A 22255-nucleotide genomic window follows, 5' to 3' on the forward strand; every position below is an offset into this window, starting at 1 on the left:
GGGGAATGATCGACCCCCGGCGCACTGACGCCGGCGCACTCTGACCATCGTCCGCATGACCCACCAGGGCGCACCCGCGACACCGACACGACGTTCCACCACCCGACGTAACGACTCGGCTACGGTTTCTCACGCCACTGTCTGCGTCCGGGATGGGGAGGTCGTTGCCGACACGTCGCCAGCCACGCGGAACGTCACCGTGGCTTCTCGCCGCCCTGGTGGGTCTTCTCGGCCTTCTGGGCCTCACCCACCCCTCCGCCGCGCTCGCGTCCCCGACCGGCTCGCCCGGCGCCGCTCCGGCCGGGAGTGACGGCCCTCCACCCCCGACCGTGTTCTTCGGAGTTCAGGGCCTCACCTGGGACGACATCGACCCGGATCACACCCCCCGCCTGTGGGAGCTGGCGTCCGCCGGAGGCATCGCCAACCTCTCGGTCCGGACCGTCACCTCCCACACCTGCCCCGTCGACGCGTGGCTCACCGTCTCCGCCGGACAGCGCGCGACGGACAAGCCCCACGCAGGGTCCGGCTGCGCCGCGCCCCCGGCACCCGTATCCGACGACGATGGCGCCGTCGTCCCCAACTACGCCGACCTGGTCGCGGCCAACGCCGGATCCTCCTACGCCGCGCACCTGGGCCTGCTGGGCGACGAGGTCACGCGCGACGGGACCACACTGGCGGTCGGGGCCGGCGGGGCGCTCGCGCTCGCCGACCAGCGTGGAACCGTCGACAGGTACCGGGCGGGAGTGGAGGACCTGCGGGAGTCGGACTGGCAGGGCCCCGCTCCGCTCGTGGCCGCCGTGGACCTGGGCGACCTCGGCGCGGACCTGGAGCAGTCGCGCCTGGAGTCACAGGAGCGTACCGACGGGCAGACCGGGCGGCAGAACGCGCGGGACACGGTGCGTGAACCCAACCCCGACCAGACCGCGCCCGGCCAATCAGAACCACCCCGACCCGAGCCGCCCCGTTCCGAGACCGAGTTCGAGGGCCCGTACGAGGACGATCCCGCGGAGGACGCCCCGGCGGAAGACCGGGCCGAGCGGCTCCGCGAAGCCGACGATCGAGTCCGCGACGTACTGCGCGGCGCTCCGGACGACGTACGCGTGGTGGTCTCCGGCCTCTCCTCTCCGCCGGGACCCCCCTCCCTCACCGCCGCGATCTACCACGACGGGGAATCCGACGCTCCCTCCTTCCTCGCCTCGTCCTCGACCCGCCGCGAGGGACTCGTCACGCTCGCCGACATCACCGCCACACTGGTCCCCGCGAACGAGTCCACGACGCACCGCGTCGTCGGTGGCCCGTTCGAAGCCGTCGCCCGCTCGGGATCCACCGCGGACGACGTCCAGCAGCTTCGGGACAGCAACACGGCGGCCCAGGTGGTCCAGGACCTCATGTTCGGGTTCTTCAGCTCCCTGGTGGCGGCCCAGCTCCTGATCTACGCGGCGGCGGCCTACGTGGTCCGACGCTATGCCGGACGGCCCCGGCACTGGATCCTGTCGGCGACGCGGGTCGTGGCGCTCGCCGGCGCCTCGTTCCCCGTGGCCAGCTATCTCGCCAACCTCCTGCCGTGGTGGCACTCCTCCGTCCCGCACATCGCGCTGCTCGGGACGATGGCCCTGGCCGTGAGCGGAGTCGTGGCGGTGGCGATGGGCGGCCCCTGGCGTCGCACCATCCTGGGGCCGGCGACGGTGGTCGCGTCGGTGACGGCGCTCGTGTTGCTGGTGGACACGGTGACCGGCGCGCGACTGCAACTGAACGCGCTCACCGGCTACACCGCGATCGTGGCCGGGCGGTTCTTCGGGGTCGGCAACATCGCGTTGGCGACCTTCACCACCGGCACCCTGATGGCGGTGGCCGGCCTCGCCCACGTGCTGGATCGTGCGGGACGTCACCGACTGGCGGTCGCGCTCTCCGCTGTGATCGGTCTCACCGTGATCGGGGTGATCGGGCTTCCGGGGCTCGGCACGAGCTTCGGTGGGATGATCGCGGCCGTTCCCGGTGTGGCGGTGACCGTGGCCATGATCGCGGGGCTGCGGGTGGGGGTCGTTCGCGTGCTGGTGGTGTCGGGTGTGGGGGTCGTGCTGGTGGGGGTGGTCGCGTTCCTGGACTACCTGCGCCCTCCGGGCCAGCGCACCCACTTCGGGGCCTTCTTCGAGCAGCTCGTCGGCGGCGACGCGGGCGTCATCGTGCTTCGCAAGCTGGAGGCCATGGTCGGAACCCTGGGGAACTGGCAGCTCACCCTGCTGGCCGGCGTCGCTCTGCTGTTCCTGTTCCTGGTGTTGAACAACCCGACCGACTGGCGTGCGGGTACGCTGCAGCGGGCGTACGAGTACGCTCCGACACTTCGAGCCGGGCTGACCGGTACGCTCGTAACCGGCCTGGTCGGCTTCGCGGCGAACGACTCCGGGGTGGCGATCCCGGCGATCGCTCTCACCGTCGCCGTCCCGCTCACCTTGTCGGCGTGCCTCTGGGTCCTCATACAGGAGGATTCCGACACTCCCCCCAATTCGGACACAAGTAACGGTGTGGTATCGTCCGAGGGCAGACCATAGGTCGGGAGTGCCCTGAATCCGCAGTGCCGCCGCTGAAGGGGGCACCGCGCCAGCCTGAGGGGGGCGCCGGCACGGACCCGACCGTATCTTCTTCACCTGACGCACCGCCGGAGCAGGAATGCCCGAGCTACGAACCATCAGCCACACCGACACCGAAACCGAGCACACGGTGGTTTCCGTCGCGGGTGAGCTCGACATTGCCACAGCGGCACTGTTTCGCACCGAGGTCGAGGAAGCGATCGCGACGGCGCCCGCCGGCGACCGGGTCATCCTCGACTGCGGCGAGCTGGAGTTCATCGACTCCAGCGGCCTGCAAGCCCTGATCAAGTGCTACAAGGCGTGCGTGGGTGTGAACAAGGCACTGGTCCTGGCCGCGCCGACCGAACGCGTGGTCCGTATTCTGCGCGTGGCCGCGCTGGACCGCCGGATTCCCATCTACCCGACGGTCGCGGTGGCGCTGGCGGCGTCGCTCACGACCCCGCCGCGGCAGGGTCAGAGCGGGAAGTAGTCCCGCAGCACCAGGAGCCACACACCCAGCGCCAGCACGGCGACGTTGACCACGCCGAAGAAGAACACCCAGAGTGTCCCCGGCAGGCCCGTCAGTCGTGCGAGCTGGTCGGCGTCGGAGGACGGCGAGGGGGTCCGGCTGCGCTGTGTCTGGAGCTCGATCACCGGGCGGACCCCGGAGAACAGCAGGAACCAGGTGAACACGTAGGCGAAGCCACCCTGCACCTCCGCCGGGGTGAACCAGGAGACGAGGAAGACCACGCCTCCGGTGATCACGATGCTGAGCACCCCGTAGAGGTTGCGGATCAGGAACAGCATGGCCAGCAGGAGCAGGATGCTGATCCACAGCAGTGCGGTGATGTGGTCCACGTTGAGGATGAGGATCCCAGCGAGGCCCACCAGTGATGGTGTGATGTAGCCGGCCGCGACGGTGAGGATCATGCCGACGCCGTCGGGACGCCCCCTGGAGACGGTGACCCCCGAGGTGTCGGAGTGCAGCCGGATCCCCTGGAGCTGGCGTCCACACAGCAGGGCGACCAGCGCGTGCCCACCCTCGTGGGCGATGGTGACGACGTTTCGGGCGATGCGCCACGGCGCTCCGGTCACCACGACGGCGAGTGCCACCACAGCGGTGGCGATGACGAGCCAGTCAGGGGGAGCCGGCTGGGTGCTGAAAACCTCCTGCATCACATTGCCGAACGTCTGCGCTTCCATGCCATCGTGCCCTTCGTCGGAGACCGCATGGGAACTCTATTCGCCTCGGTGGGCCCGCCGAACCGCGTGGCCCACCGAGGCCGATGTCGGCCCAGGACGTCCGTGACACGGGGCGGTGATCAGCGCGACGTCACGGAGACGTTGCCGGTTGTGGTCGTCAGATCCATCCACATACTGGCGTCCGGATCCGTGGCCACGTCGATGAACCGGTCACCCGAGCTACTCTCACCGAGCACGTCCACCGCACCGACGGCGTCGGCGACGGTCGCGGTGATGTCACCGGTGGTCGTGGCCGCGGTGATGTCGCCGAACTCCTCGTCGGCGGTGATGGTCACGTTGCCGGTGGTGGCCTCGCTCGTGAGGGATCCGGTGACACCGCGGAGGGCCTGGTCACCAGTGGTGGTGGACACGTTCACGTCCGGTGCCTCGAAACCGACGACGTCGACCATCCCCGTGGTGGTGGCGACGCTCAGGCTGTCACCGCGACCGGCCACGACGACGTCTCCGGTGGAGGTGGTGACGTCGACGTCCCCGTCCGCGTCGGCGATGTCGACGTTGCCGGTGGAGGTGTTCGTCGTGACGTTCGCTGCGCCGGTGAGGGAGGCGTCCCCCGTGCTGTTCGCCACCTCGACGTCTCCGTTGACGTCGTCCACGCTGACGTTGCCCGTGGACCCCTCGACCCGCACCGCGCTCCCGACGGGGACGCTGATCTGGAAGTCCACCACGCACGAACCGATGAACCACTGCTCACAGTCCGCGCCCACGCTGAGGGTTCCGTCCCCGGACACCGAGCTCACCGCCTCGGAGAACACGTTGTCGCGTAGGCGCGCCTCGACGGTGGCGTCGTCGTCCGCGGCGACGACCCGCACGTCACCCGTGGTCCGGTTGTCGATCTCCAGCGCGGTGACGCCGGACGCATCCGTGGTCTCGGTCGTGGTCGACGTGGTGCTGTAGGCGAGGATCGCGGAAACGACCCAGAAGACGGACGCGAGCGCGATCAGCGCCCCGATGATGAGCAGCACGCGGAACAGGCCGCGGCTCTTCCGCTCCTTGCTGGTGGAGGCGTAGAGCCCCCTGGCTGTGAAGGTCATTTCCACTCCTCGTGTTGACGACCGCTGTCGTCGAAGGGCGACGGCCCGGGGTTTCGCGCGCCGCGGAGGTACTGCAGGACGGCTTGGACTCGACGGTGTTCGTGACTGTCATGACCCAGGTCCAACTTGGTGAAGATGGCCCGGATGTGCTTTTCGACCGCGCGTTCGGAGACGTACAGGCGCGCGGCGATCCCCGCGTTGTTCAGTCCCTCCGCCATGGCGGCGAGGACGTCGGACTCGCGCGGGCTGAGTCGGGAGAGGTCGTCGTCGCGCCGCGTGAGCAACTGGGAGACGACCTCCGCGTCGATGGCGGCGCCACCGGCGGCGACGCGTCGCAGTGTCGCGAGGAACTCGGGGATGTCGGCCACTCGGTCCTTGAGCAGGTAACCGACCTTCTTCGCACCGCCGGCCAGGAACTCCGAGGCGTAGTGGCCGACAACGTGCTGGGACAGGATTACGACGGCGACGGCGGGGTGTTCGCGTCGGATGCGTACCGCCGCCCACATTCCCTCCTCGGTGTGGCTGGGCGGCATGCGGATGTCGACCAGACACAGGTCGGTGTCGGGGTGGCTCGCCACGGCGGCGAGCAGCTCCTCAGCGTCACGCGCCTCGGCGACGACGTCGACCCCCTCGTCGTGTAGCAGGCGGGCCACGCCGCTGCGCAGCAGCTCTGAGTCCTCGGCGATGATGGCACGCACGGTTCACGCCTCCCACGGAATTTCGGCGATGACGGTGGTGGGGCCGCCCGGCGGGCTCGTCACGGTCAGGGAGCCGTCGACGGCGTGGACCCGGTCCCACAGCCCGTACAGGCCGCTGCCATTGTCCGGGGCCGCGCCGCCCTCCCCGTCGTCGTGGACGCGGACGCGCAGGAGTTCGGCTCCGCGCCGCTGCCGGACGTGTTCCACGATGACCTCCGCGTTGGTGGCGCCTCGGGCGTGGCGGGCGACGTTGGTGAGCGCCTCGGACGTCACGAAGTACGCGATGGCCTCGGCGCGGGCGGAGGGGCGGGTGTCCAGGTCGGCGGACAACCGAACCGGGACTGGGCAGCGCCCGGTGACTCCCGGGAGGGCCCGGACCAGGCCGTGGTCGCTGAGCACTCGCGGGTGCAGCCCCAACGCGACCTCGCGCAGTTCCGCCATGGCTTCCTTGGCCTCGGCGTGGGCCTCGTCGAGCAGAGGGGCGATCACCTCCGGGCCGGCGGAGACCCGTCCGCGGGCCCGGGAGACACTGATCGTCAGGGCGAGGAGTCGTTGCTGCGCGCCGTCGTGGAGGTCCCGTTCGATCCTGCGGCGTTCGTTCTCCGCGACGTCCACCATGCGGCGACGCGTCTCCTTGAGCGTCGCGACCCGGCGGCGCGCCCGGACCTCGGGCGGCTCCACGATCAGGGCTTGGGCGAGTGCCCGGTCCACCCGCACCATCGCGGGCGCCAGCCACAGGGCACCGAGGGCCATCGCCGGGCCGAGGACCAGCAGCCCGACGAGTTGCGCGGCGCTCAGGTCCCCGAACGCGCTCGCGCCGGCGAGACGCGCGACGAGCGCCGCGAACATCCCGATGGGGATCCCCAGGCCGAACGCGCTGAGCACGAGCACCGTGCCGCCGCCGAGCAGTGCCCAGCCGCCGAGGACCGCCGCGTGGATGACCGAGCGCCAGGCGGCGGCCCCGTAGAGCGCGGTCAGGACCCGCAGCCACGGCTCACGGTCCCGGTCGCCCTCGTCGCCGGCCGGTTCGGGGAGGTCGGGCACGGGTTCCCCCAGCCGACGGCCCTGGAGCCGGCAGCCGGCCCGGGCGAGCGCCGCACACGCGGCGGCGAGGACCGGCAGTGTCCCCAGGAACACCCAGAACCAGGTGTCGCGCTGGGCGCTCCCGGCGAAGGTCGGGAGCGCCTGGAACTGTCGCGCTCCCGCGTCGAGGATCCACAACACGACGAACGCCGTCGAGACCAGGAGGATCAGCGCTGGGAGGAGCAGCAAGGGGGCCAGGACAAGCGACGCCTGGGAGTGCAGCACGGCGACAACGCGCCACCAGCGCGTCTTCCGCCGTGGCGCCGTCTCCAGGTTCACGCTCTCGTCCTTTCCGCTGCCATTCCCAGCACATCTCACGCTAGGTCGCGGGACGGGTTCTCCGCGATGACGGCTTCCCGTCAAGGTGAGGTAGTGCCTGCACCACCACGTTGACCCACCAGGGGGACTGTCGCGGTGACGCGCTGGTGACCACCGGCCTGGTTCGCGTTTTCGCCCCTCACGGCGATGGCCAGCCGTGGCCGAATGCGGCGGCCCGGGTGTGGTGGCTCTGCCCGGCCGACTCGATTCACCAGGGAGGCGTGGGTTCGCCGATTGCGGGATTCCCGCGCACGGATCTTCCGGCGCGGCGTCGGCGGCGGTCCTGCGCTCGCCGTCCTGGTCGAGGCACGGGGATGGCGGGTTGGACGAAGCGATCGCGGGACGCGCGGGCAGGAACTCCGCGAATCAGACCCAGGGGTCGCACCTTCCCGGCGTCGGCCCGACGCCGGAAACCCGTCAAACGGGACAGGTAGCGTGACGCTATGGTCCAGCGCAAGGTTTCCCGCACCGTCGTCATCGACGCCCCCGCGCGGCGCGTCTTTGGTTTCCTGGCTGATCCCCGGCAGCACCAGGACTTCGACGGCTCCACCACGGTCCGCGGCACGGTCGACGGCCCGCAGCGACTCCACCACGGGGCGGTGTTCCGGATGCGGATGCGACTGTGGGGGTTTCCCTACCGCACCACGAACCGGGTGGTGGAGTACCAGGAGAACCGTCGCATCGCGTGGCAGCACAGCGGTCCCCACCGGTGGCGGTGGACGTTGCGCGAGCGCCCCGACGCGACGACGCACGTCACCGCGACTTTCGACTACGCACACGGGGGACCGCTCTGGTACCTCTTCTACATCCTGTTCGGTTCTCCCGCGCGCAACGCGGCGGGGATCGAGGCCAGCCTGCCTCGCTTGAAGGCGCTGTCGGAGATCCGAGCCCGCCGCGTGCGGACGCCGTCCCACCGTCACACCGCGAGCTGAGGTGCCGTGACCATGGCGGAGGCAGTGATCGGGATCGACCTCGGCACGAGCGGGGTCAAGGCCGTGGTGGCGGAGGTCGACGGCGGGATCCTCGCCGAGTCCGAGGCGTCCTACCCCGTCCGTAGTCCCCATCCCGGCTGGGCGGAGACGGACCCCGAGGCCTGGTGGACGGCGACCGTCACCGCCGTGCGCGACGCGGTCGTCCAGGCGCGAGCCTCCCAGGACGTCCAACCGGTCGCGGTGGGGCTCGCGGGGCAGATGCACGGGCTGGTGCTGGCACGGCGGGACACCACGGCGGCCCGACCGGCGATGCTGTGGCCGGACAGTCGGGCGGCGGACGTGTTGTCGGGGTGGGAGTCGTTGCCGGACGAGGAGCGGGCCCGGCTGGCCAATCCGATCCTGCCGGGGATGACCGGACCGCTGTACCGCTGGGCCGCCCTTCGGGAGCCCTCCACGGTCGACTCCTCGGACGTGGGGCCGTCCTGGGTGCTGTTGCCCAAGGACTGGTTGCGGTTCCGCCTCACCGGGTGCGCCGCGACGGAGCCCACGGACGCCTCCGCGACCCTGCTGTGGGACGTGCCCGGCGACGCCTGGTCGTCGGCAGCCGTGGAGGCCGCCGGGCTGGACCCGGCGGGGCTGCCGCCGGTGGTGCCCTCGGGCGCCTCGGGCGGACCGCTCACGCGGGACGCGGCGGCGACGTTGCGGCTCCCCGTGGGGATCCCGGTCGCGGCGGGCGCGGGGGACACTCCGGCGGCGCTGGCGGCGGCGCTCGCGTCCACCGCCGATCCCGGGGCCACGCTCGTCACCGTGGGCAGCGGCGCCCAGGTCCTGGCGTTGACGGACGAGCCGGTGGCGGCGGCCGGCACCCACGTGTACCGGACGGTCGAGGCCACGGGCTGGTACCGGATGGCGGCGGTCGCGAACGCCGGCCTCGCCCTGGGGTGGGTGCGTGACACGCTCAACGCGTCCTGGAGCGATCTCATGGACGCCTGCGCCGTCGGACATCCGGGGGCCAACGGGGTGTTGTTCGCCCCGTTCCTCACCCCGGAGCGGTTCGGAACCGGGTCGGCCGGGGGGTTCGCGGGCCTGCGGCTCGACGTGGGCCGCGAGGACCTGCTGCGGGCCGCGGTCGAGGGCGTGGCCTTCACGATCCGGTACGCCACCGAGCTGATGCCCGAGCCATTGAGCGGCACCATCCACCTGGCCGGCGGCATCGGCCGCACCCCAGCCTTCGGCCAACTCCTCGCCGACGTCCTCGGTGTCCCCCTATCACCGCTCCCCCACCGCAGCCTCTCCGCCCTGGGCGCCTGCCAACTCGCCGCCCGCACCACCGGCGTCAATCTCCCCACCCCACCCGCGAGAGAGATTCCAACCATCACCCCAAGCGACAACGCCAAGCTCTACCGCACCACCTACGAAACCTGGAGGGAAGGCCGCGTGACGTAGGCCGTTCCCGCTGCCCAGCCCGGCACCAGGCCGTGGAGAGGGCGCGGAGCCAACCGGAGTTGCCGCCGGGGGGGAAGGTCACGCGGAGCGTGGCGGTTAGCTTCGTCTAGCTCGACCAGCCGATCGAGGTGCCGTTCTCCAGGTATCGCGGTGTCCCTGCCTCCTGGGCTTTTACAGCGGCGTGAACACGTCGGGCCAGTCGATCGATCAGCACGTCGCTGAGGCATGAAGTCTCGACGAACTGGGCCTCGGAGATCTCCTCCCCGTCTGGCGTGATCCTTGCCCGCCAAGAGACGTCGAGGACACCGCCGTCGAAGATGAAGAGCACTTTGTCTCCGTGCGCCGGGTGCGGTGCCCAGTCCACAACCAATAGGCCACCGATCGGCGGCCTGACCCCCAACTCCTCCTCGACCTCCCGCACGGCGGCCTGGTACGGAGTTTCGTCCGGCTCGACCAACCCACCAGGGATCTCAAGCGAAGGCTTGTACGTCGGCGTCACAAGGAGGACACGCCCTCGGCCATCACGGAACAGAACCCCTGCGGCGGCCAACGGACGAGCCATTGGAGGAAGCGTCACGCAGGCGAGGCTACCCCTGACTATCCGAGGTGCGGGGGTGCTTTGGGGGTGAGGGCGTGGGTGATGCGGAGGTGTTGGGTGTGGTGGATGGGGAGGGCGTCGATCTCCTCAGGTGGTGTCCATTGGACGTGTGTCGATTCGGGGCTGACGCTCAGGATGCCGCCGAGCAGGCGGGCGTGGAAGCAGATGTTGAACTGTCGGCGGACTTCGCCGTCGTCGTAGGCGATGACGTGCCGGGGATCGGTGTAGGTGCCCACGAGTCCGGTGATCTCGATGTCGAACCCGGTCTCCTCACGGACTTCCCGCACAGCCGACTCGGGCAGACTCTCGGTCATCTCCATGACGCCCCCCGGTAGCGCCCACAGGCCACTGTCAGCACGCCGCTGCAACAGAATCCTGCCCTGATCATCAATCACCGCAGCACTCGCCGCCACCACCACCCGATTCGGCACCGGAGCGGCTGGATCATCGAAGAACTCCCGACGCACACACACCTCCCGCACGAGTTGACGAACAGCATGGATCTTCTAATGGGCAGCGATGGTGTGGGCGAGGTCCTTGAGTTGTTCGGGGGTGTGGGGTGTCTGGCTGATGGCGTGGGCGGCGGTGTGGAGGCGGCGGTGGTTGCGTTTGGAGCTCACCGAATCCATGAGTTGGGGGATTGTGTGGAGTGTGGTCTCGAGGTCTGACCACGCCTGGACTCGTGCGTAGGCGGTTACTAGTGAGACGCGGTAGTAGAGGGATCCTCGGCCGTCGGGGCGGTGTGCCTCGGCGAGTTCCTGAGCGTGTTCCAGGTATGGGAGCGCGGTTTCGGGTTGCCCGAGGTCGAGGAGTGCTTCTCCGAAGTGGCCTGCCACTTCGCACTCGTTGACCCACCAGGTCCACGGTGGGTCCGTGGCGGTGATGGAGTCCTGGACCATCCCTTGTGCTGTGGTGAGGTCTTCGATCGCGGGTTCGCGGTGGCCTAGCTGGGCGAGTGCTCTTCCGCGTCGGATTTTGGCGAGGAGGCCTACTCGTTGCGGGAGGCGTGGCTGGTCGAGCAGGGACTCGGCGATGCGGATGGCTTCTCCGGGGCGCCCGGTTTCGATGTCATGCATCGCCAGGTTGGTCAGTGCGAATCGTTCCATCGAACGATCTCCCACCTGGCGCGCGAGGAGTTGGGCTTCGAGCGTGGCGTTCCGGCAGCCGGGCTGATCGTCGGCGTCGAACAGCAGCCAGCCCGCGAGTTCGGCGGCCTCGGCCGTAGCGGCGACCACGTCGCGCGATTGTCTCGGCGGGACTATCCCTTGGTCCAGCTTCCGCTGCGCCGCCTTCCAGACACGCACTGCCACCGGGGCGATCTCGTCACCGCCGAACCGCCCATCCAGCGAAACCAGATGCGAGACGGTAGTACGTAGGTGTGTTGCCTCGTCAGTGCCCCCAGGAGGCGTGGGGACAGCACCAGCCTGGTCGCCCTCGGCGGCAGCGACGAGTGCCCCATCTGTGTCGAGGGCAGTGTCTAGTGCTCGAACCAGGTCGCCTGAGGGGGACTGTTTCCCGCTGACCACGCGTGAGATGTAGCCGGGGTCGTAGTTCACGGTCCGTGCGAGCGCTCGCAGCGACAGGCCCTGTTCGGTCATGGCGCGCCGAACAATGTCAGAGAACTCGGCCATGGGGACTCCCGAGTGTGTTGACCGTTGCCTGCAAGCGTAAGCAACACGGTCACCCTGGCGCAGGCCGTCCACAACCCGAAACGCTCGAAGGAGCAAGGCCCCCGCGACGCTTTGAACGTCCGGGGGCACGGACACCAGCCAGTGGAGGACTGATGCCAGCGAGAACCCTAACTCCCGATAGCGGGTTTCTAGTACCCCCCGGCCCATCCGGTGCGCGGCGCCGTCATGCGCGGGTGCGTCCCTACCTTTTCCGCCGCCCATCCCATGCCTGGTGTCGGGGTTGTGGCACCGCTCTGGACCATCCGTCGACGGTGACGTCGATCCTCGCGACCGGCCCGCTACCCGTGGTGGGGGTGACGTCATGACCACGAAGAGGTTCGCTGGCCTGCCGGGGAGCGTGGCGCTCGCCCGCGCCTGGGTCCATACGGAGTTGGCCAAGCGCGGGGTCGAGCCCGACGCGATTGATGAGGCGACGCTGGTGGTGTCGGAGCTCGGCACCAACGCGCTGCTGCACACCCGCAGCGGGGAAGTGGGCGGAACCTTCACCGTCACTGTGGAGATCCAGCCCACCCGAGCGTTGGTGAGCGTCACCGACCAAGGCAACGACACCCAGTCCACACCCCGATGGGGACAACACCCCGACCCCCTCGACGAGCACGGGCACGGACTTCAGTTGGTCGCCGCCATGGCGGAAACCTGGACCACCATCCTCGCGGATGACCACTGCACCGTCACCGCCCACCTGCCTTTGCTGATCCCCGCACAGAGAGGACGCGAGCGGTGAACATGCCCCCTAAGGATCGCCTGCTCACCGAACTCCTCAAGCACGGCGACGTCTTCATGGGCTGGCAGCAGCTCCCCGACGGAACCCACGTCCGCACCTACCACCTCCGCAACAGCCCGTTAGCGGAATGGCACACAACCCACTGGCAAGTCGAAAACACCACCTACCCCATCGGACAAGAGAAAGCCGTCGCCAACCACCTACGCCACACCACATAAACCACCTCACCGGCCGCCCCACCCACACCCTCCCGGGCCGGGGCGGCCACCCCCACCAAACCCCCGACCACAACAGGACACGCAGTTCGTAAGGAGTGAGCATGCAGTTCCATAATCCGTTCCCTATCGGGAGTGACACCGCGACCGACGTGCTCGAAGGTGAAGCGACCGTCCCATTCGGCGCTCGTCTTGTGACGTACGTTCCCTTCGATCCCGACGCTGTCGCAGAGGCGAGTCGTTCCTACCTCGATCCCGGCCGACAGATCTCGGTGGTGGCCGTCGACGGCGCGACGGTGCCGATGATGCGCCGCTCAAGCGGAGAAACCAGTACGACCACGTCGAGCCAGGATCGACAGGCTCCGGACGACGACACCGACGTCGGCGACAATGGCTGAGGCTGATGACGGTTCTCATCCTCACCCGCGACTTTGATCCCACATCGGATCACGTGATCGAGGCGCTGAACCGTCGTAGGGCGCCCGTCCTACGCTGCGATGTCGCCGATTTTCCGTTGAAGCTCGAGTTCACGGCGACGTTGGCGGAATCATGGGCTGGCGCCCTTCGCACCCAAGAACGTGTCCTCGACCTATCCGAAGTGACGGGAATCTACTACCGGCGCCCGACGCGCTTCCGGTTTCCCAGCGGAATGAGCGACTCACACAGAGCGTGGGCCGAGGTCGAAGCCCGGCTCGGATTCCTCGGCACGCTCGCCGCCCTCCCCCGATGGTTGAACCATCCGAGTCGGATCGCGAACGCGGAGTACAAGCCCCTCCAGCTACGCGTCGCACGTGAACTTGGGCTTCGAGTGCCCGAGACCATCGTGACCAATGTGGCAAGCGACGCCAAGGCGTTCGCCACCGGGCTGGGCAGGCCCGTGATCTACAAGCCGTTCTCTCCTCGGGGGGTGATCGATGAGGATGGCCGGCAACATCTGCTCTTCGCGACCCCGGTAACCGCCGAACAGATCGATGATCCCGCCCTGCACCTCACCACTCACATGATCCAGGAGTACGTCGCGCACACGCACGCTGTCCGCTTGTGCGTCGTGGACACGGACATGTTCGCCGCCGAGATCCATTCGGGGTCCATCGCGGGGCATCTCGACTGGCGGAAGGACTACGCGGCCTTGAAGTACTCGCGGACCACCCCACCGGCACATATCCGCGCGACGGTTCAGTCGTTCATGTCCCACTTCGACCTTCGGTTCGGAGCGTTCGACTTCCTTGTGGACGAGTCTGGCCGGTGGGTGTTTCTGGAGATCAACCCCAACGGCCAGTGGGCCTGGATTCCCGAGGTCGCGCCGATGATCGCGTCCGCTCTCGCCACCGCACTACAAGAAGGACGGCCACGTGAATGACGTTGAGCACGACTACCGCCGCGACGACGGGTGCGCGCGGTCGCTCAGAGTGGGACTGGTTGACGAGATGTGGGCGGCGGGGGCGCTCTCGGACAGTCGGTGGCGCGCGATCTTCGAGGAGATCCCGCGACATACCTTCGTGCCCTGCGTGTTCGTTCCGACCGACGCGTCCGGAAGCTTCCGTCCGCTGGATGGGCGGGTGCCGGCGAACCGGTATGAGTGGCTGAGGCTCGTGTACTCGGACGACATCGCGATCACCCAGCTCGACGGAGACGACGAGGCATGGCGAATCGCGACGCGGAATGGAACCGTCCGGGCCGTCACGATGACCTGCACGAGTTCCCAGCCGCGACTCATGGCGCGCATGCTGTCGGAGCTGGACGTGGACGACACGTCACGCGTCCTCGAGATCGGCACTGGAACCGGGTACAACGCGGCGCTTCTCTCCGCCCGACTGGGGTCGGACCAGGTATCAACGATCGACGTGGATCCAGTACTCGTCTCCCGCGCCGGCGAACGACTGCGCGGCCTCGGCCTCAGCCCGCACATCGCCATAGGAGACGGTGCGAAGGGGATACCGGAACGCGCGATGTTCGACCGGATCGTGACGACCGCCGCGTTCCCGCGTATCCCTCCCGCATGGATCCACCAAAGCGTCGAAGCCGGTGTCATCCTGGCCAATCACGCGCGCCTCTTGGGAGGGGTCGCGGCACTCGTCAGGTTGGTTGTTCGAGGGAACATCGCAGAGGGCCGCTTTCGCACCCTCTCGGCGGGGTTCATGCCCACCCGGACCGATGACAGCGCCTCCGCCCTCAAGCTGTTCCGCGCCCTCACCGATTCCGAGGTCCTCGCCGCACGGACGGAGCAGCGATCCCCGACGATCTACCAAGCAGTCAAGGACGAGGGATTCAGATTCTTCCTCGGACTGCGCAGTAACATCCTCGACATCGGACTAAGCTACCCCGACGGCGAGCCTGACGAACAGTGGCTGCTCACCCCAGACGGCGGGTGGGCCTACATCACCCCCGCGGGCCAAGCTCGACAGAGCCCCCACAGCGTCCTGGACACAGTGCAGACGCTGTGGAACGAGTGGCAGGGTCTCGGCGCCCCCCACCGCGACGACTTCGGTCTCACCGTAGCCACCGATGGACATCACCGGGTGTGGCTGGGAAACCCCGACTCCAACGACTCCTGGGACCTTCCTCTCCCCCACCAGGCCCTCGGCCACCCACCCACAGCACCGAAGTGGCCATAGGAAAAGGCGCCATGCGAAGCATGACCTTCTCTAGTCGGGCGTCAGGATGCGGCGCAGGCTGGTACGGAGTGCCGCGTCTGCTTCGTGTTCTGACAGGCGACCGGCGTCGGTCTCTTCGCTGGCGGTGTGACTCAGTTTGATCGTGGCGGCCACCAGCCAGGTGACCGAGATGTGGGCGTCGAACTCTCCGGACTGCTGGCCGCGCCGGAATATCCGACTCAGTCTGTCCGCCACGGGGTCGTGACGTTGGTCGTCAGCGCTCTGTGTCGTGGCCGCCGCATCACCCGACTGGAAGAGAACGGGATACCGGCCGACGGTGCGCTCGCTGGCATCGAGGAGTCGAAACAGCGCGTCCATGGCGGGCCCGGTGTCGATGTCCTCGGCGTCGATCTCGGCGACGGTCTCGGCGGTGAGATGGTCGACGACCGCTCTCAGGAGCTTCTCCCTCGACGAGAAGTGCGCGTAGACCGTCTGGCGTGTGACGCCGGCGGCGGCCGCGATGGCTCCCATGCTGGCATCGGGATCGCGGTTGAGCACCTGGATGGCCGCACCCACGACCGACTCCGCGCTGCGCTGCGCGTCGGCGCGCCGCTTGCGCGCTTCAGACCCGGACATCTCTTACACCTTGTCAGATTTGCTACCGTGTAGATATCTTACACGTTGTCAAAGATTGAGACTCAGTCGACCATTGGGAGAACCATGATGACCTTCGACGACACCGACCCGAAGCAGATGATCACCGATTTCCTCAACTCCTACTCCGAGGAACTCATCTACGGAGACGAGGATCCGAGCGTGGTTGTCGATCGTTATCGCACCCCTGACATCGTCGAGATCGCCGACGGAATCCGCATGGACCGAGACAAGCTCATCGCGCACGCGAAACCCCTGCGCAAGAACAAGCCAAGCGGTCGAATGGAGGTGCACGAAGCCATCGCCCACGGTGACCGGATCGCCGCCCGCTTCACCATGTACGTCCACCAGCGAGGCAAGGATCTCACCATCGAGGTCTACTTCTTCGGCCGGTTCGCTGCCGACGGGCGCATGCGTGAGTCCCACCAGCTCACCCGCACGGTCACCGACGAGCCACGGTCGCAGCCAACCGCGTCCACGTGACCGGGTGCGATCAACCCCGTCAGAGCAGGTGAATGCGCACATCCAACTGATGAAGGTGCGGAAACCCTGATGGGGGTGGAGAAATCCTGATGGGGGCGTCCCCTAGCCGAGCCAGCCGGGTTTGACGAGGCCGGCCTCGTAGCCGATGACGACGAGTTGGGCGCGGTCGCGTGCGTTGAGTTTGGTGAGGATGCGGCTGATATGGGTCTTGGCGGTGGCGGGGCTGACCACGAGGTGGGCGGCGAGCTCGTCGTTGGACATCCCCTGGGCGACGAGGCTGAGGACCTCGCGTTCCCGGTCGGTGAGGGAGTTGAGCCGCGCCTCGGGGATCTGCTGCCGGGCCTGGGTGGCGAACTCGGCGATGAGGCGGCGGGTGACGGAGGGGGCGAGCAGCGCGTCGCCACGAGCGACCACGCGGACCCCGTGGATCAGCTCGGCGGGTTCGGTGTCCTTGACCAGGAAGCCGCTCGCGCCGGCCTTCAACGCGCCGTACACGTAGTCGTCGACGTCGAAGGTGGTCAGGATGATGACCTTGACCTCGGAGAGTCGAGGGTCGGCGGCGATGCGGCGGGTCGCCTCGAGGCCGTCCACGCCCGGCATCCGGACGTCCATCAACACGACGGTGGGGAGGAGTTCGACCGCCGCGCGGACCGCCTCGTCGCCGTCACCGGCCTCGCCGACGACGGCGATGTCGGACTCGCTCTCCAACATCGCGCGGAACCCCGCCCGGACCAGGGTCTGGTCGTCCACGAGCAGCACCCGGACCCGCCCGTCGCCCGCACCTGAGTCCTTCATCAACCAGCCTCACTTGTCGTGGGAGAGTCCGGGGGGATCGGCAACGTCGCCTCGACGTGTGCCCCTCCCTCGGGACCGTTGCGGAGTGTCGCCGTTCCGCCGACCGCGGTGACGCGTTCGGTGATGCCGAGCAGACCGTTGCCGCGCGGAACGTCGTCGGGGAAGCCACGGCCGTCGTCCTCGACCGACAGGGTGAGCTGGTCCGGCCGGTAGGTGAGCCGCACCGTCACCCTCCCCGCCCGCCCGTGCCGCACCGTGTTGGTCAACGACTCCTGCACAACACGGTAAGCGGCGGCGTCGACCGCTGTGGGCAGCGTCCTGGTCGTACCGTCGACGACGATCCGGACGTCGAGCCCCGCCGGCGCGTGCTCTCGGCGAGTTCGTCCAGGCGGGCCAGCCCCGGGGTGGGGAGAAGCTCGGCGTCGTCCTCGTCCACCTGGCGCAGTACGCCGAGGATCGTGCGGAGTTCCCGAAGGGTCCCCTTGCTGGCGAGCCGGATCTCCTCCAGGGCCGCGTAGGCCCGCTCGGGATCGCGACGGTGCACGGCGGCGCCGGCCTGGACGTTGATGAGGGAGATCTGGTGCGCGAGGACGTCGTGGAGTTCGCGGGCGATCCGCATGCGTTCCTCGGTGGACCGCCGCCGCGCCTCCTCCTCACGCGTGCGTTCGGCGTGCGCCAGGCGCTGCTTGACCTCAAGGAGGTAGGCCCGGCGACTGCGGGCGATCTCCCCGAGCGCCAGGACGCTGGCGATCCCCACGAACACGCCCACGGCGCGTAGCGGGACTTGCCCGGAGAACTCCGCGGTCGCGAAGAGGATCATGGAGAGCAGCGCGGAGGTCACGGCGGCGACGCGTTCACGCTCCATCGCGAGCCACACGACACCAATGGCGAACGCGAGCCACCCGGCTCCGCTGTCCACGTCGCCCAGCACGTAGTAGGCGGGGGCGACCAGCGCGAGGACGACCGCGGCGAGGATGGGCAGCCGACGGATGGTGAGCAGCGCGGCCGCGCCCACCAGGAGGACGACGAGGTTCCGCGCCTCCAGTGGCACGTCCGTGGCGAACGCCGTCACCAACTCGATGACGACGGAGGCGACCGCGACACCGACGGCGAACACGACCTCCGGCCACCCGCGCGGGAGGGGGAACGCTGTGCTTCCCATGATCATCACCCTAGGGGGGTTCACGCTGCGCGCTGTCGCGGACACGACACCTTCCCGCCCATCAGGACTGACTCGGCGCGGACCCGCCCTTGCGCGCGTCGATCATGGGAGCCGCCACAGCTCCGATCACTCCGATGATCACCGGCAGGAAGCCGACGAAGAACAGGAAGCTCGGCACCTCCCCGAAGACCGCCCGCGCCCCGAAGACGATACCCACCTCGAGAACGAATCCAAGGAACAGTCCCCCGAACAGACCACCGATGGCGAACGCGACCGCGCGCATGTTTCCTCCAGCCTGACGACTCGTGTGCTGGGGCGACGAACATCCCCCAGCGTGGGACACGGTAGTAACCAGGTCGGCTCGGTCGCGTCCCCCCAGAGGGCTCACCTGACATGCATCCTCCGATGTAGACGGTGCGTCTCGGCCCACCCTGGCGGGCGGTGCCGGCAACGCGGAGGACTACACTCCCATCGATCACTGTCGATAGATCAGGAGTCGGAGTCTCGGTGCCTACCCCCAGCACACCGGCGCCACTGCGTTGGGCTCTCGCGGCGCTGTGCGTCACCGTCACCGTCAGCTACGGGGTCCTCTTCTACGCGTTCCCCGTCCTCGCCTCCTCCATCGCCGACGACACCGGGTGGTCGCTGCCCTGGCTCACCGCGGCGTTCTCGGTCGGGCAGCTCGTAGTGGCGCTGTTGGGCGCACCGATCGGTCGGTGGATCGACCGCTCCGGACCACGGCCGGCCATGGTCACCGGGTCACTCCTCGCCTTCCCCTCCCTCGCGGCGGTCGCCCTCGCCCCCAACCCCGTCGTGTTCTTCGCCGCCTGGATCCCGGCCGGGGCGGCGAGCGCCATGCTCTTCTACTCCCCCGCCTTCGCCGCGTTGACCCGCTGGTACGGCGAGCGACGTGTGCGCGCGCTGACGATGCTGACGCTGGTCGCCGGGTTCGCGAGCACGATCTTCGCCCCACTCTCCGCCGCGTTGGACAGCGCCATGGACTGGCGCGCCGCCTTCCTGATCCTCGCCGGCATCCACCTGGTCGTCACCCTCCCGCTACACGTGATCTTCTTGCGACCGTCCTGGCCCCAGGTCGCGGAGAGCGACACGGCCACGTCCGGCGCGAGCGTCAGGTCGATCGTCCGGGGGCGGGCGTTCATCTGCCTCACCGCCGCGTTCGCGCTCTGCGCCTTCGCGGTCTACGGACTGGTGATGCACATCGTTCCCCTGCTGGCCAGCCGTGGGATCGACGCACAGACGGCCTCGTGGGCGCTGGGGTTGGGGGGCGTCGGCCAGGTGCTGGGGCGCTTCGCCTACGCCCCGATGGCCCGCCGCCTCGGCGTGATCAGCCGTACGGTCGTCATCCTGGCCTCGTGCACCGTCACCACGGCGCTGCTGGCGCTGCTCCCCGCGGACGCGGCCCTGCTGCTGGCGGCGGCCCTGCTGTCCGGTGTGGCGCGCGGAATCTTCACCCTGTTGCAGGCGACCGCGGTCAGCGACCGGTGGGGAGCCACCAACTACGGCCTGCTGAACGGGATCATGCACGGCCCCCTCCTGGCGGCGATCGCCCTCGCCCCGTGGGGCGGCACCGTGCTGGCTATCGCCGTCGGCGGCTATCAGGAGTTGTTCGTGCTGCTCGCGCTGGGTGTGGCCGTCGCGACGGTCCTCGCCGCGGCCACGCGCCCCCGAGGCTCAGGAGCGGCCTGACATCACGTCGTCGGATGGGGCGTATCCGCGTAGTTCGGCGACCTCGGCGCGCAGGGCGCGGATCTCGGTGAGCAACTGCGCCGGCGTGACGTCCGCCCCGTCACCACCGGGCCCGCCCTGGGGTCCGGCGGTGTCGCCGGCGCTCCCGCTGCCGCCCCCATCCTTCTCCGCACGCTCCTGGGAGGCGGACGGCAGCGCCTCGACGGCGACCGCGATGAACAGGTTCAGGGTGATGAACGTGGAGATCAGGATGAAGGTCACGAAGAACAGCGCCGCGATCGGCTGTTCCTCCACGATGGGCCGCGCGATGACCGACCAGTTGTCGCCGGTCGTGATCTGGAACAGCGTGAACAGGGTCTCGCCGAGGTTCTCGAAGTGCACCGGGTCGGTCTGCTGGAACAGCTTGGTCGCCATCACACCGGAGACGTACATGATGAGCCCGAGCAGCGCCCCGATCGAGGCCATCCCGGGAAGGGCCCGCAGCAGGCCGGTCACGACCCGACGCAGCGGCGGAACCACCGAGATGAGGCGCAGCACGCGCAGCACCCGCAGGACCCGCAGCACGGCGAACGGCCCGGACGTCGGCACGATCGCGATGGTGACGATCGCGAGGTCGAACCAACCCCAGGGGTCGGTGAAGAAGCGCCAGCCGTGCGCGTAGACACGCAGCACGATCTCCACCACGAAGACCGTGAGGATCGCGGTGTCGACGACGAAGAGGATGGCCCCCAGGGAGTCCATCATGGCCGGGGAGGTCTCCAGGCCGAGGATGACGGCGTTGATGAGGATCAGAACCGTGATGACGCCCTGGAACCAGGTCGCCTCCACCATGTCCCGGACCCGCGCTCGCACCGCTGTGACCTCCTGAGTCGTGAATGAAACGAAAGTTGAGCCTACCGGCTGGTTTGTGGTGGCCACCTCTGGGCATTGGGAGGTCTGACAGCCCCCGACGCCGGGTTCCCCTCACCCGGAGGGACGTGCGTCCCATGGTTGACCGGCCGGACAGCGATCCAGTATCCACCGCGTCCACGACATCCTGGGACGGGCGCCTACGAAGAACCATGGCCCTGACCGCGGCGTTGTGCATGGTGGGCGGGCCGTTTCTCCTGTTCTCGGCGCTGCGTGCCGCCCTGGACGCAGACCCCACCGGTTTCCTCACCGGGAGTGCTGTGATTCCCGTCGCGATCGTGGGTGGCGCCCTGCCGCTCGTCGGTCTGGTGTTGGCCAGACACGGCCAGGCGGGGCGGGCGGGCGCGGGGCTGCTACTCGCGCTGCTGGTGGTCTCCATCGTGCTGTTCCTCCTGGCGTCGCTGACTCCGGGATGGATTCCCCGTTTCCCCGCCCAGGAGTGGTCCGCGGTACGTGACCTCGTGGCCGAAGAGTTCCAGCGACTCCGCTGACCCGTCACGGCCCCACTGGTCCGGCCCGGCCAGGGTGCCAACGCGATGTCGGCCCACAGTGTTACCGTCATCCCCGCCCGTTGGAGAGCGGAAGCCGGAAAGGGTGCAGGCATGACCATGTCAGAGCTGCGGCTCGCCATCGCGGAGGAGCTGCGCTTCCTGCTGCCACCCCGCCGACGCACCCCCATCCTGACGGTCACCTGGGACGGAACCGCGTCCCTGGGGCACGTGGTGCGCTCGGCCGGCGTCCCGCTCACGGAGGTGGGCGCCCTCACCGTCAACGGGTCGCCCCGGACACCGGGGGACCGCCCCACCCGGGGTGACCTCATCGAGGTCCACGCGGTGCGACGCCCGGAGACCCCTCCGTTCACTCCCCTCCGGTTCCTGCTGGACGTACACCTGGGCACCCTGGCCCGACGTCTGCGGTTGCTCGGGATCGACACCGCCTACGACAACGACCGGGACGACCCGTCGCTGGTGCTGCAGGCCAACGCGGAGGAGCGGGTGCTCCTCACCCAGGACCGCGGCCTGCTGCACCGCGGAAACCTGCTGTCCGGCGCGTTCGTCCGGGGCAGCGACCCCGACGACCAACTCGACGACGTCCTGCGCCGCTTCGCGCCACCGCTCGCACCCTGGACCCGCTGCACCAACTGCAACGGAGAACTGTCGGCGGTGTCCAAGGAGGACATCCAGCAGCTCCTCGACGAGGGGACCAAGATCTCCTACGACGCGTTCGCCCGCTGCGGCACCTGCGGGCAGGTGTACTGGCCCGGCGCGCACCACGACCGCCTGGCCCGGATCGTCGCCGAGGCGGAGACGATCGTCGCGGAGGCGGGATCCGTGCACGGAGGCTGAACCGGTCCGACCGTCCCCCACGGGGTCCGGCGAGCTGGG

At 68.9% G+C, this 22255-nt stretch carries 26 protein-coding genes; 13 read left to right on the forward strand and 13 right to left on the reverse strand.

Translation table 11 applies throughout. The features are described from left to right. Positions 1-164 precede the first annotated feature (164 nt). The gene (locus tag J4H86_RS12620; RefSeq protein WP_236543689.1) at positions 165-2549 is read left to right on the forward strand and encodes a hypothetical protein; all 2385 of its coding nucleotides are present in this window, start codon (positions 165-167) and stop codon (positions 2547-2549) included. Between the two features lie 118 nt (positions 2550-2667). Beyond that, complete coding sequence (locus J4H86_RS12625; protein WP_236543690.1) at positions 2668-3057, forward strand: STAS domain-containing protein; 390 nt, start codon at positions 2668-2670, stop codon at positions 3055-3057. Here the strand turns inward: J4H86_RS12625 and J4H86_RS12630 are convergent. The 4 genes from J4H86_RS12630 to J4H86_RS12645 form a co-directional block, all read right to left on the reverse strand. After that, positions 3042-3770 (reverse strand): M50 family metallopeptidase, encoded by a 729-nt coding sequence (locus J4H86_RS12630; protein ID WP_236543691.1) that lies wholly within the window; start codon positions 3768-3770, stop codon positions 3042-3044. The two genes, J4H86_RS12625 and J4H86_RS12630, sit on opposite strands and share 16 nt — an antisense overlap. 119 nt (positions 3771-3889) lie before the next feature. Continuing rightward, positions 3890-4861: a DUF4097 family beta strand repeat-containing protein gene (locus tag J4H86_RS12635; protein WP_236543692.1), complete on the reverse strand. Its 972-nt coding sequence runs from the start codon at positions 4859-4861 to the stop codon at positions 3890-3892. Beyond that, positions 4858-5559 (reverse strand): response regulator transcription factor, encoded by a 702-nt coding sequence (locus J4H86_RS12640; RefSeq protein ID WP_236543693.1) that lies wholly within the window; start codon positions 5557-5559, stop codon positions 4858-4860. The genes J4H86_RS12635 and J4H86_RS12640 overlap by 4 nt, the downstream gene beginning before the upstream one ends. A gap of 3 nt (positions 5560-5562) precedes the next feature. Then, entirely contained in the window at positions 5563-6921 is a 1359-nt protein-coding gene (locus J4H86_RS12645; RefSeq protein ID WP_236543694.1) for a sensor histidine kinase, read from the reverse strand. Between the two features lie 482 nt (positions 6922-7403). On the opposite strand from J4H86_RS12645, the gene J4H86_RS12650 reads away from it, so the two are divergent. Both J4H86_RS12650 and J4H86_RS12655 read left to right on the forward strand, forming a co-directional pair. Further along, the gene (locus J4H86_RS12650; RefSeq protein WP_236543695.1) at positions 7404-7892 is read left to right on the forward strand and encodes an SRPBCC family protein; all 489 of its coding nucleotides are present in this window, start codon (positions 7404-7406) and stop codon (positions 7890-7892) included. 12 nt (positions 7893-7904) lie between these two features. After that, the gene (locus tag J4H86_RS12655) at positions 7905-9338 is read left to right on the forward strand and encodes a xylulokinase (RefSeq protein WP_236543696.1); all 1434 of its coding nucleotides are present in this window, start codon (positions 7905-7907) and stop codon (positions 9336-9338) included. Positions 9339-9444: 106 nt separating this feature from the next. On the opposite strand, the gene J4H86_RS12660 is transcribed toward J4H86_RS12655, so the two are convergent. The 3 genes from J4H86_RS12660 to J4H86_RS12670 are packed head-to-tail and all read right to left on the reverse strand — an operon-like array spanning position 9445 to position 11567. Then, positions 9445-9915, reverse strand: coding sequence for an NUDIX domain-containing protein (locus J4H86_RS12660; protein WP_236543697.1), 471 nt, complete (start codon positions 9913-9915; stop codon positions 9445-9447). Positions 9916-9935: 20 nt separating this feature from the next. After that, positions 9936-10403 carry an NUDIX domain-containing protein gene (locus J4H86_RS12665; protein WP_236543698.1) on the reverse strand — a complete coding sequence of 156 codons (468 nt, stop codon included), beginning with the start codon at positions 10401-10403 and terminating at the stop codon, positions 9936-9938. A gap of 39 nt (positions 10404-10442) precedes the next feature. Next, entirely contained in the window at positions 10443-11567 is a 1125-nt protein-coding gene (locus tag J4H86_RS12670; RefSeq protein WP_236543699.1) for a helix-turn-helix domain-containing protein, read from the reverse strand. Between the two features lie 361 nt (positions 11568-11928). Between J4H86_RS12670 and J4H86_RS12675 the strand changes: the two genes are divergently transcribed. The 5 genes from J4H86_RS12675 (at position 11929) to J4H86_RS12695 (ending at position 15181) form a co-directional block, all read left to right on the forward strand. Continuing rightward, positions 11929-12351, forward strand: coding sequence for an ATP-binding protein (locus J4H86_RS12675; protein WP_236543700.1), 423 nt, complete (start codon positions 11929-11931; stop codon positions 12349-12351). Beyond that, positions 12348-12569 carry a hypothetical protein gene (locus J4H86_RS12680; RefSeq protein ID WP_236543701.1) on the forward strand — a complete coding sequence of 74 codons (222 nt, stop codon included), beginning with the start codon at positions 12348-12350 and terminating at the stop codon, positions 12567-12569. Before J4H86_RS12675 ends, J4H86_RS12680 begins: the two co-directional genes overlap by 4 nt. 101 nt (positions 12570-12670) lie before the next feature. Next, on the forward strand, positions 12671-12964 hold the full coding sequence (gene tgmA, locus J4H86_RS12685; RefSeq protein WP_236544013.1) for a putative ATP-grasp-modified RiPP: 294 nt from the start codon (positions 12671-12673) through the stop codon (positions 12962-12964). Between the two features lie 5 nt (positions 12965-12969). Continuing rightward, positions 12970-13926 carry an ATP-grasp ribosomal peptide maturase gene (gene tgmB / locus J4H86_RS12690; RefSeq protein ID WP_236543702.1) on the forward strand — a complete coding sequence of 319 codons (957 nt, stop codon included), beginning with the start codon at positions 12970-12972 and terminating at the stop codon, positions 13924-13926. Next, positions 13919-15181, forward strand: coding sequence for a methyltransferase domain-containing protein (locus J4H86_RS12695; RefSeq protein WP_236543703.1), 1263 nt, complete (start codon positions 13919-13921; stop codon positions 15179-15181). Before tgmB ends, J4H86_RS12695 begins: the two co-directional genes overlap by 8 nt. A 30-nt stretch (positions 15182-15211) precedes the next feature. Here the strand turns inward: J4H86_RS12695 and J4H86_RS12700 are convergent, their stop codons facing one another. Further along, positions 15212-15796 (reverse strand): TetR/AcrR family transcriptional regulator, encoded by a 585-nt coding sequence (locus J4H86_RS12700; RefSeq protein WP_236543704.1) that lies wholly within the window; start codon positions 15794-15796, stop codon positions 15212-15214. Between the two features lie 84 nt (positions 15797-15880). Here J4H86_RS12700 and J4H86_RS12705 point away from each other — a divergent pair, with 84 nt between their 5' ends. Beyond that, on the forward strand, positions 15881-16297 hold the full coding sequence (locus J4H86_RS12705; protein ID WP_236543705.1) for a nuclear transport factor 2 family protein: 417 nt from the start codon (positions 15881-15883) through the stop codon (positions 16295-16297). 102 nt (positions 16298-16399) lie between these two features. Here J4H86_RS12705 and J4H86_RS12710 read toward each other — a convergent pair whose 3' ends face one another. The 4 genes from J4H86_RS12710 to J4H86_RS12725 form a co-directional block, all read right to left on the reverse strand. Beyond that, complete coding sequence (locus J4H86_RS12710; RefSeq protein WP_236543706.1) at positions 16400-17092, reverse strand: response regulator transcription factor; 693 nt, start codon at positions 17090-17092, stop codon at positions 16400-16402. Then, complete coding sequence (locus J4H86_RS12715) at positions 17092-17358, reverse strand: sensor histidine kinase (RefSeq protein ID WP_236543707.1); 267 nt, start codon at positions 17356-17358, stop codon at positions 17092-17094. The genes J4H86_RS12710 and J4H86_RS12715 overlap by 1 nt, the downstream gene beginning before the upstream one ends. After that, positions 17355-18254, reverse strand: coding sequence for a histidine kinase (locus tag J4H86_RS12720; protein WP_236543708.1), 900 nt, complete (start codon positions 18252-18254; stop codon positions 17355-17357). The genes J4H86_RS12715 and J4H86_RS12720 overlap by 4 nt, the downstream gene beginning before the upstream one ends. Positions 18255-18315: 61 nt before the next feature. Beyond that, a complete protein-coding gene (locus tag J4H86_RS12725; RefSeq protein WP_236543709.1) occupies positions 18316-18537 on the reverse strand; it encodes a DUF5957 family protein in 222 nt (73 codons plus the stop codon). Positions 18538-18761: 224 nt separating this feature from the next. Here J4H86_RS12725 and J4H86_RS12730 point away from each other — a divergent pair, with 224 nt between their 5' ends. Continuing rightward, a complete protein-coding gene (locus J4H86_RS12730) occupies positions 18762-19961 on the forward strand; it encodes an MFS transporter (protein WP_236543710.1) in 1200 nt (399 codons plus the stop codon). Here the strand turns inward: J4H86_RS12730 and J4H86_RS12735 are convergent. Further along, a complete protein-coding gene (locus J4H86_RS12735) occupies positions 19947-20813 on the reverse strand; it encodes an ion transporter (protein WP_236543711.1) in 867 nt (288 codons plus the stop codon). The genes J4H86_RS12730 and J4H86_RS12735 overlap by 15 nt on opposite strands. Before the next feature lie 209 nt (positions 20814-21022). On the opposite strand from J4H86_RS12735, the gene J4H86_RS12740 reads away from it, so the two are divergent. Continuing rightward, a complete protein-coding gene (locus J4H86_RS12740) occupies positions 21023-21361 on the forward strand; it encodes a hypothetical protein (protein ID WP_236543712.1) in 339 nt (112 codons plus the stop codon). 111 nt (positions 21362-21472) lie between these two features. Next, on the forward strand, positions 21473-22216 hold the full coding sequence (locus J4H86_RS12745) for a Mut7-C RNAse domain-containing protein (RefSeq protein WP_394356488.1): 744 nt from the start codon (positions 21473-21475) through the stop codon (positions 22214-22216). Positions 22217-22255: the final 39 nt, after the last annotated feature.

The organism is Spiractinospora alimapuensis, from assembly GCF_018437505.1.
GTDB lineage: Bacteria > Actinomycetota > Actinomycetes > Streptosporangiales > Streptosporangiaceae > Spiractinospora > Spiractinospora alimapuensis.

Excerpts from the sequence above, each read along its gene's own strand:
- J4H86_RS12655 (WP_236543696.1), top strand. The coding sequence starts at position 7,905 with ATGGCGGAGGCAGTGATCGGGATCGACCTCGGCACGAGCGGGGTCAAG.
- J4H86_RS12650 (WP_236543695.1), top strand. The coding sequence starts at position 7,404 with ATGGTCCAGCGCAAGGTTTCCCGCACCGTCGTCATCGACGCCCCCGCG.
- J4H86_RS12705 (WP_236543705.1), top strand. The coding sequence starts at position 15,881 with ATGATGACCTTCGACGACACCGACCCGAAGCAGATGATCACCGATTTC.
- J4H86_RS12630 (WP_236543691.1), bottom strand. The coding sequence starts at position 3,770 with ATGGAAGCGCAGACGTTCGGCAATGTGATGCAGGAGGTTTTCAGCACC.
- J4H86_RS12720 (WP_236543708.1), bottom strand. The coding sequence starts at position 18,254 with ATGGGAAGCACAGCGTTCCCCCTCCCGCGCGGGTGGCCGGAGGTCGTG.
- tgmB (WP_236543702.1), top strand. The coding sequence starts at position 12,970 with ATGACGGTTCTCATCCTCACCCGCGACTTTGATCCCACATCGGATCAC.
- J4H86_RS12745 (WP_394356488.1), top strand. The coding sequence starts at position 21,473 with ATGACCATGTCAGAGCTGCGGCTCGCCATCGCGGAGGAGCTGCGCTTC.
- J4H86_RS12740 (WP_236543712.1), top strand. The coding sequence starts at position 21,023 with ATGGCCCTGACCGCGGCGTTGTGCATGGTGGGCGGGCCGTTTCTCCTG.
- J4H86_RS12710 (WP_236543706.1), bottom strand. The coding sequence starts at position 17,092 with ATGAAGGACTCAGGTGCGGGCGACGGGCGGGTCCGGGTGCTGCTCGTG.
- J4H86_RS12670 (WP_236543699.1), bottom strand. The coding sequence starts at position 11,567 with ATGGCCGAGTTCTCTGACATTGTTCGGCGCGCCATGACCGAACAGGGC.
- tgmA (WP_236544013.1), top strand. The coding sequence starts at position 12,671 with ATGCAGTTCCATAATCCGTTCCCTATCGGGAGTGACACCGCGACCGAC.
- J4H86_RS12635 (WP_236543692.1), bottom strand. The coding sequence starts at position 4,861 with ATGACCTTCACAGCCAGGGGGCTCTACGCCTCCACCAGCAAGGAGCGG.
- J4H86_RS12625 (WP_236543690.1), top strand. The coding sequence starts at position 2,668 with ATGCCCGAGCTACGAACCATCAGCCACACCGACACCGAAACCGAGCAC.
- J4H86_RS12700 (WP_236543704.1), bottom strand. The coding sequence starts at position 15,796 with ATGTCCGGGTCTGAAGCGCGCAAGCGGCGCGCCGACGCGCAGCGCAGC.
- J4H86_RS12725 (WP_236543709.1), bottom strand. The coding sequence starts at position 18,537 with ATGCGCGCGGTCGCGTTCGCCATCGGTGGTCTGTTCGGGGGACTGTTC.
- J4H86_RS12675 (WP_236543700.1), top strand. The coding sequence starts at position 11,929 with ATGACCACGAAGAGGTTCGCTGGCCTGCCGGGGAGCGTGGCGCTCGCC.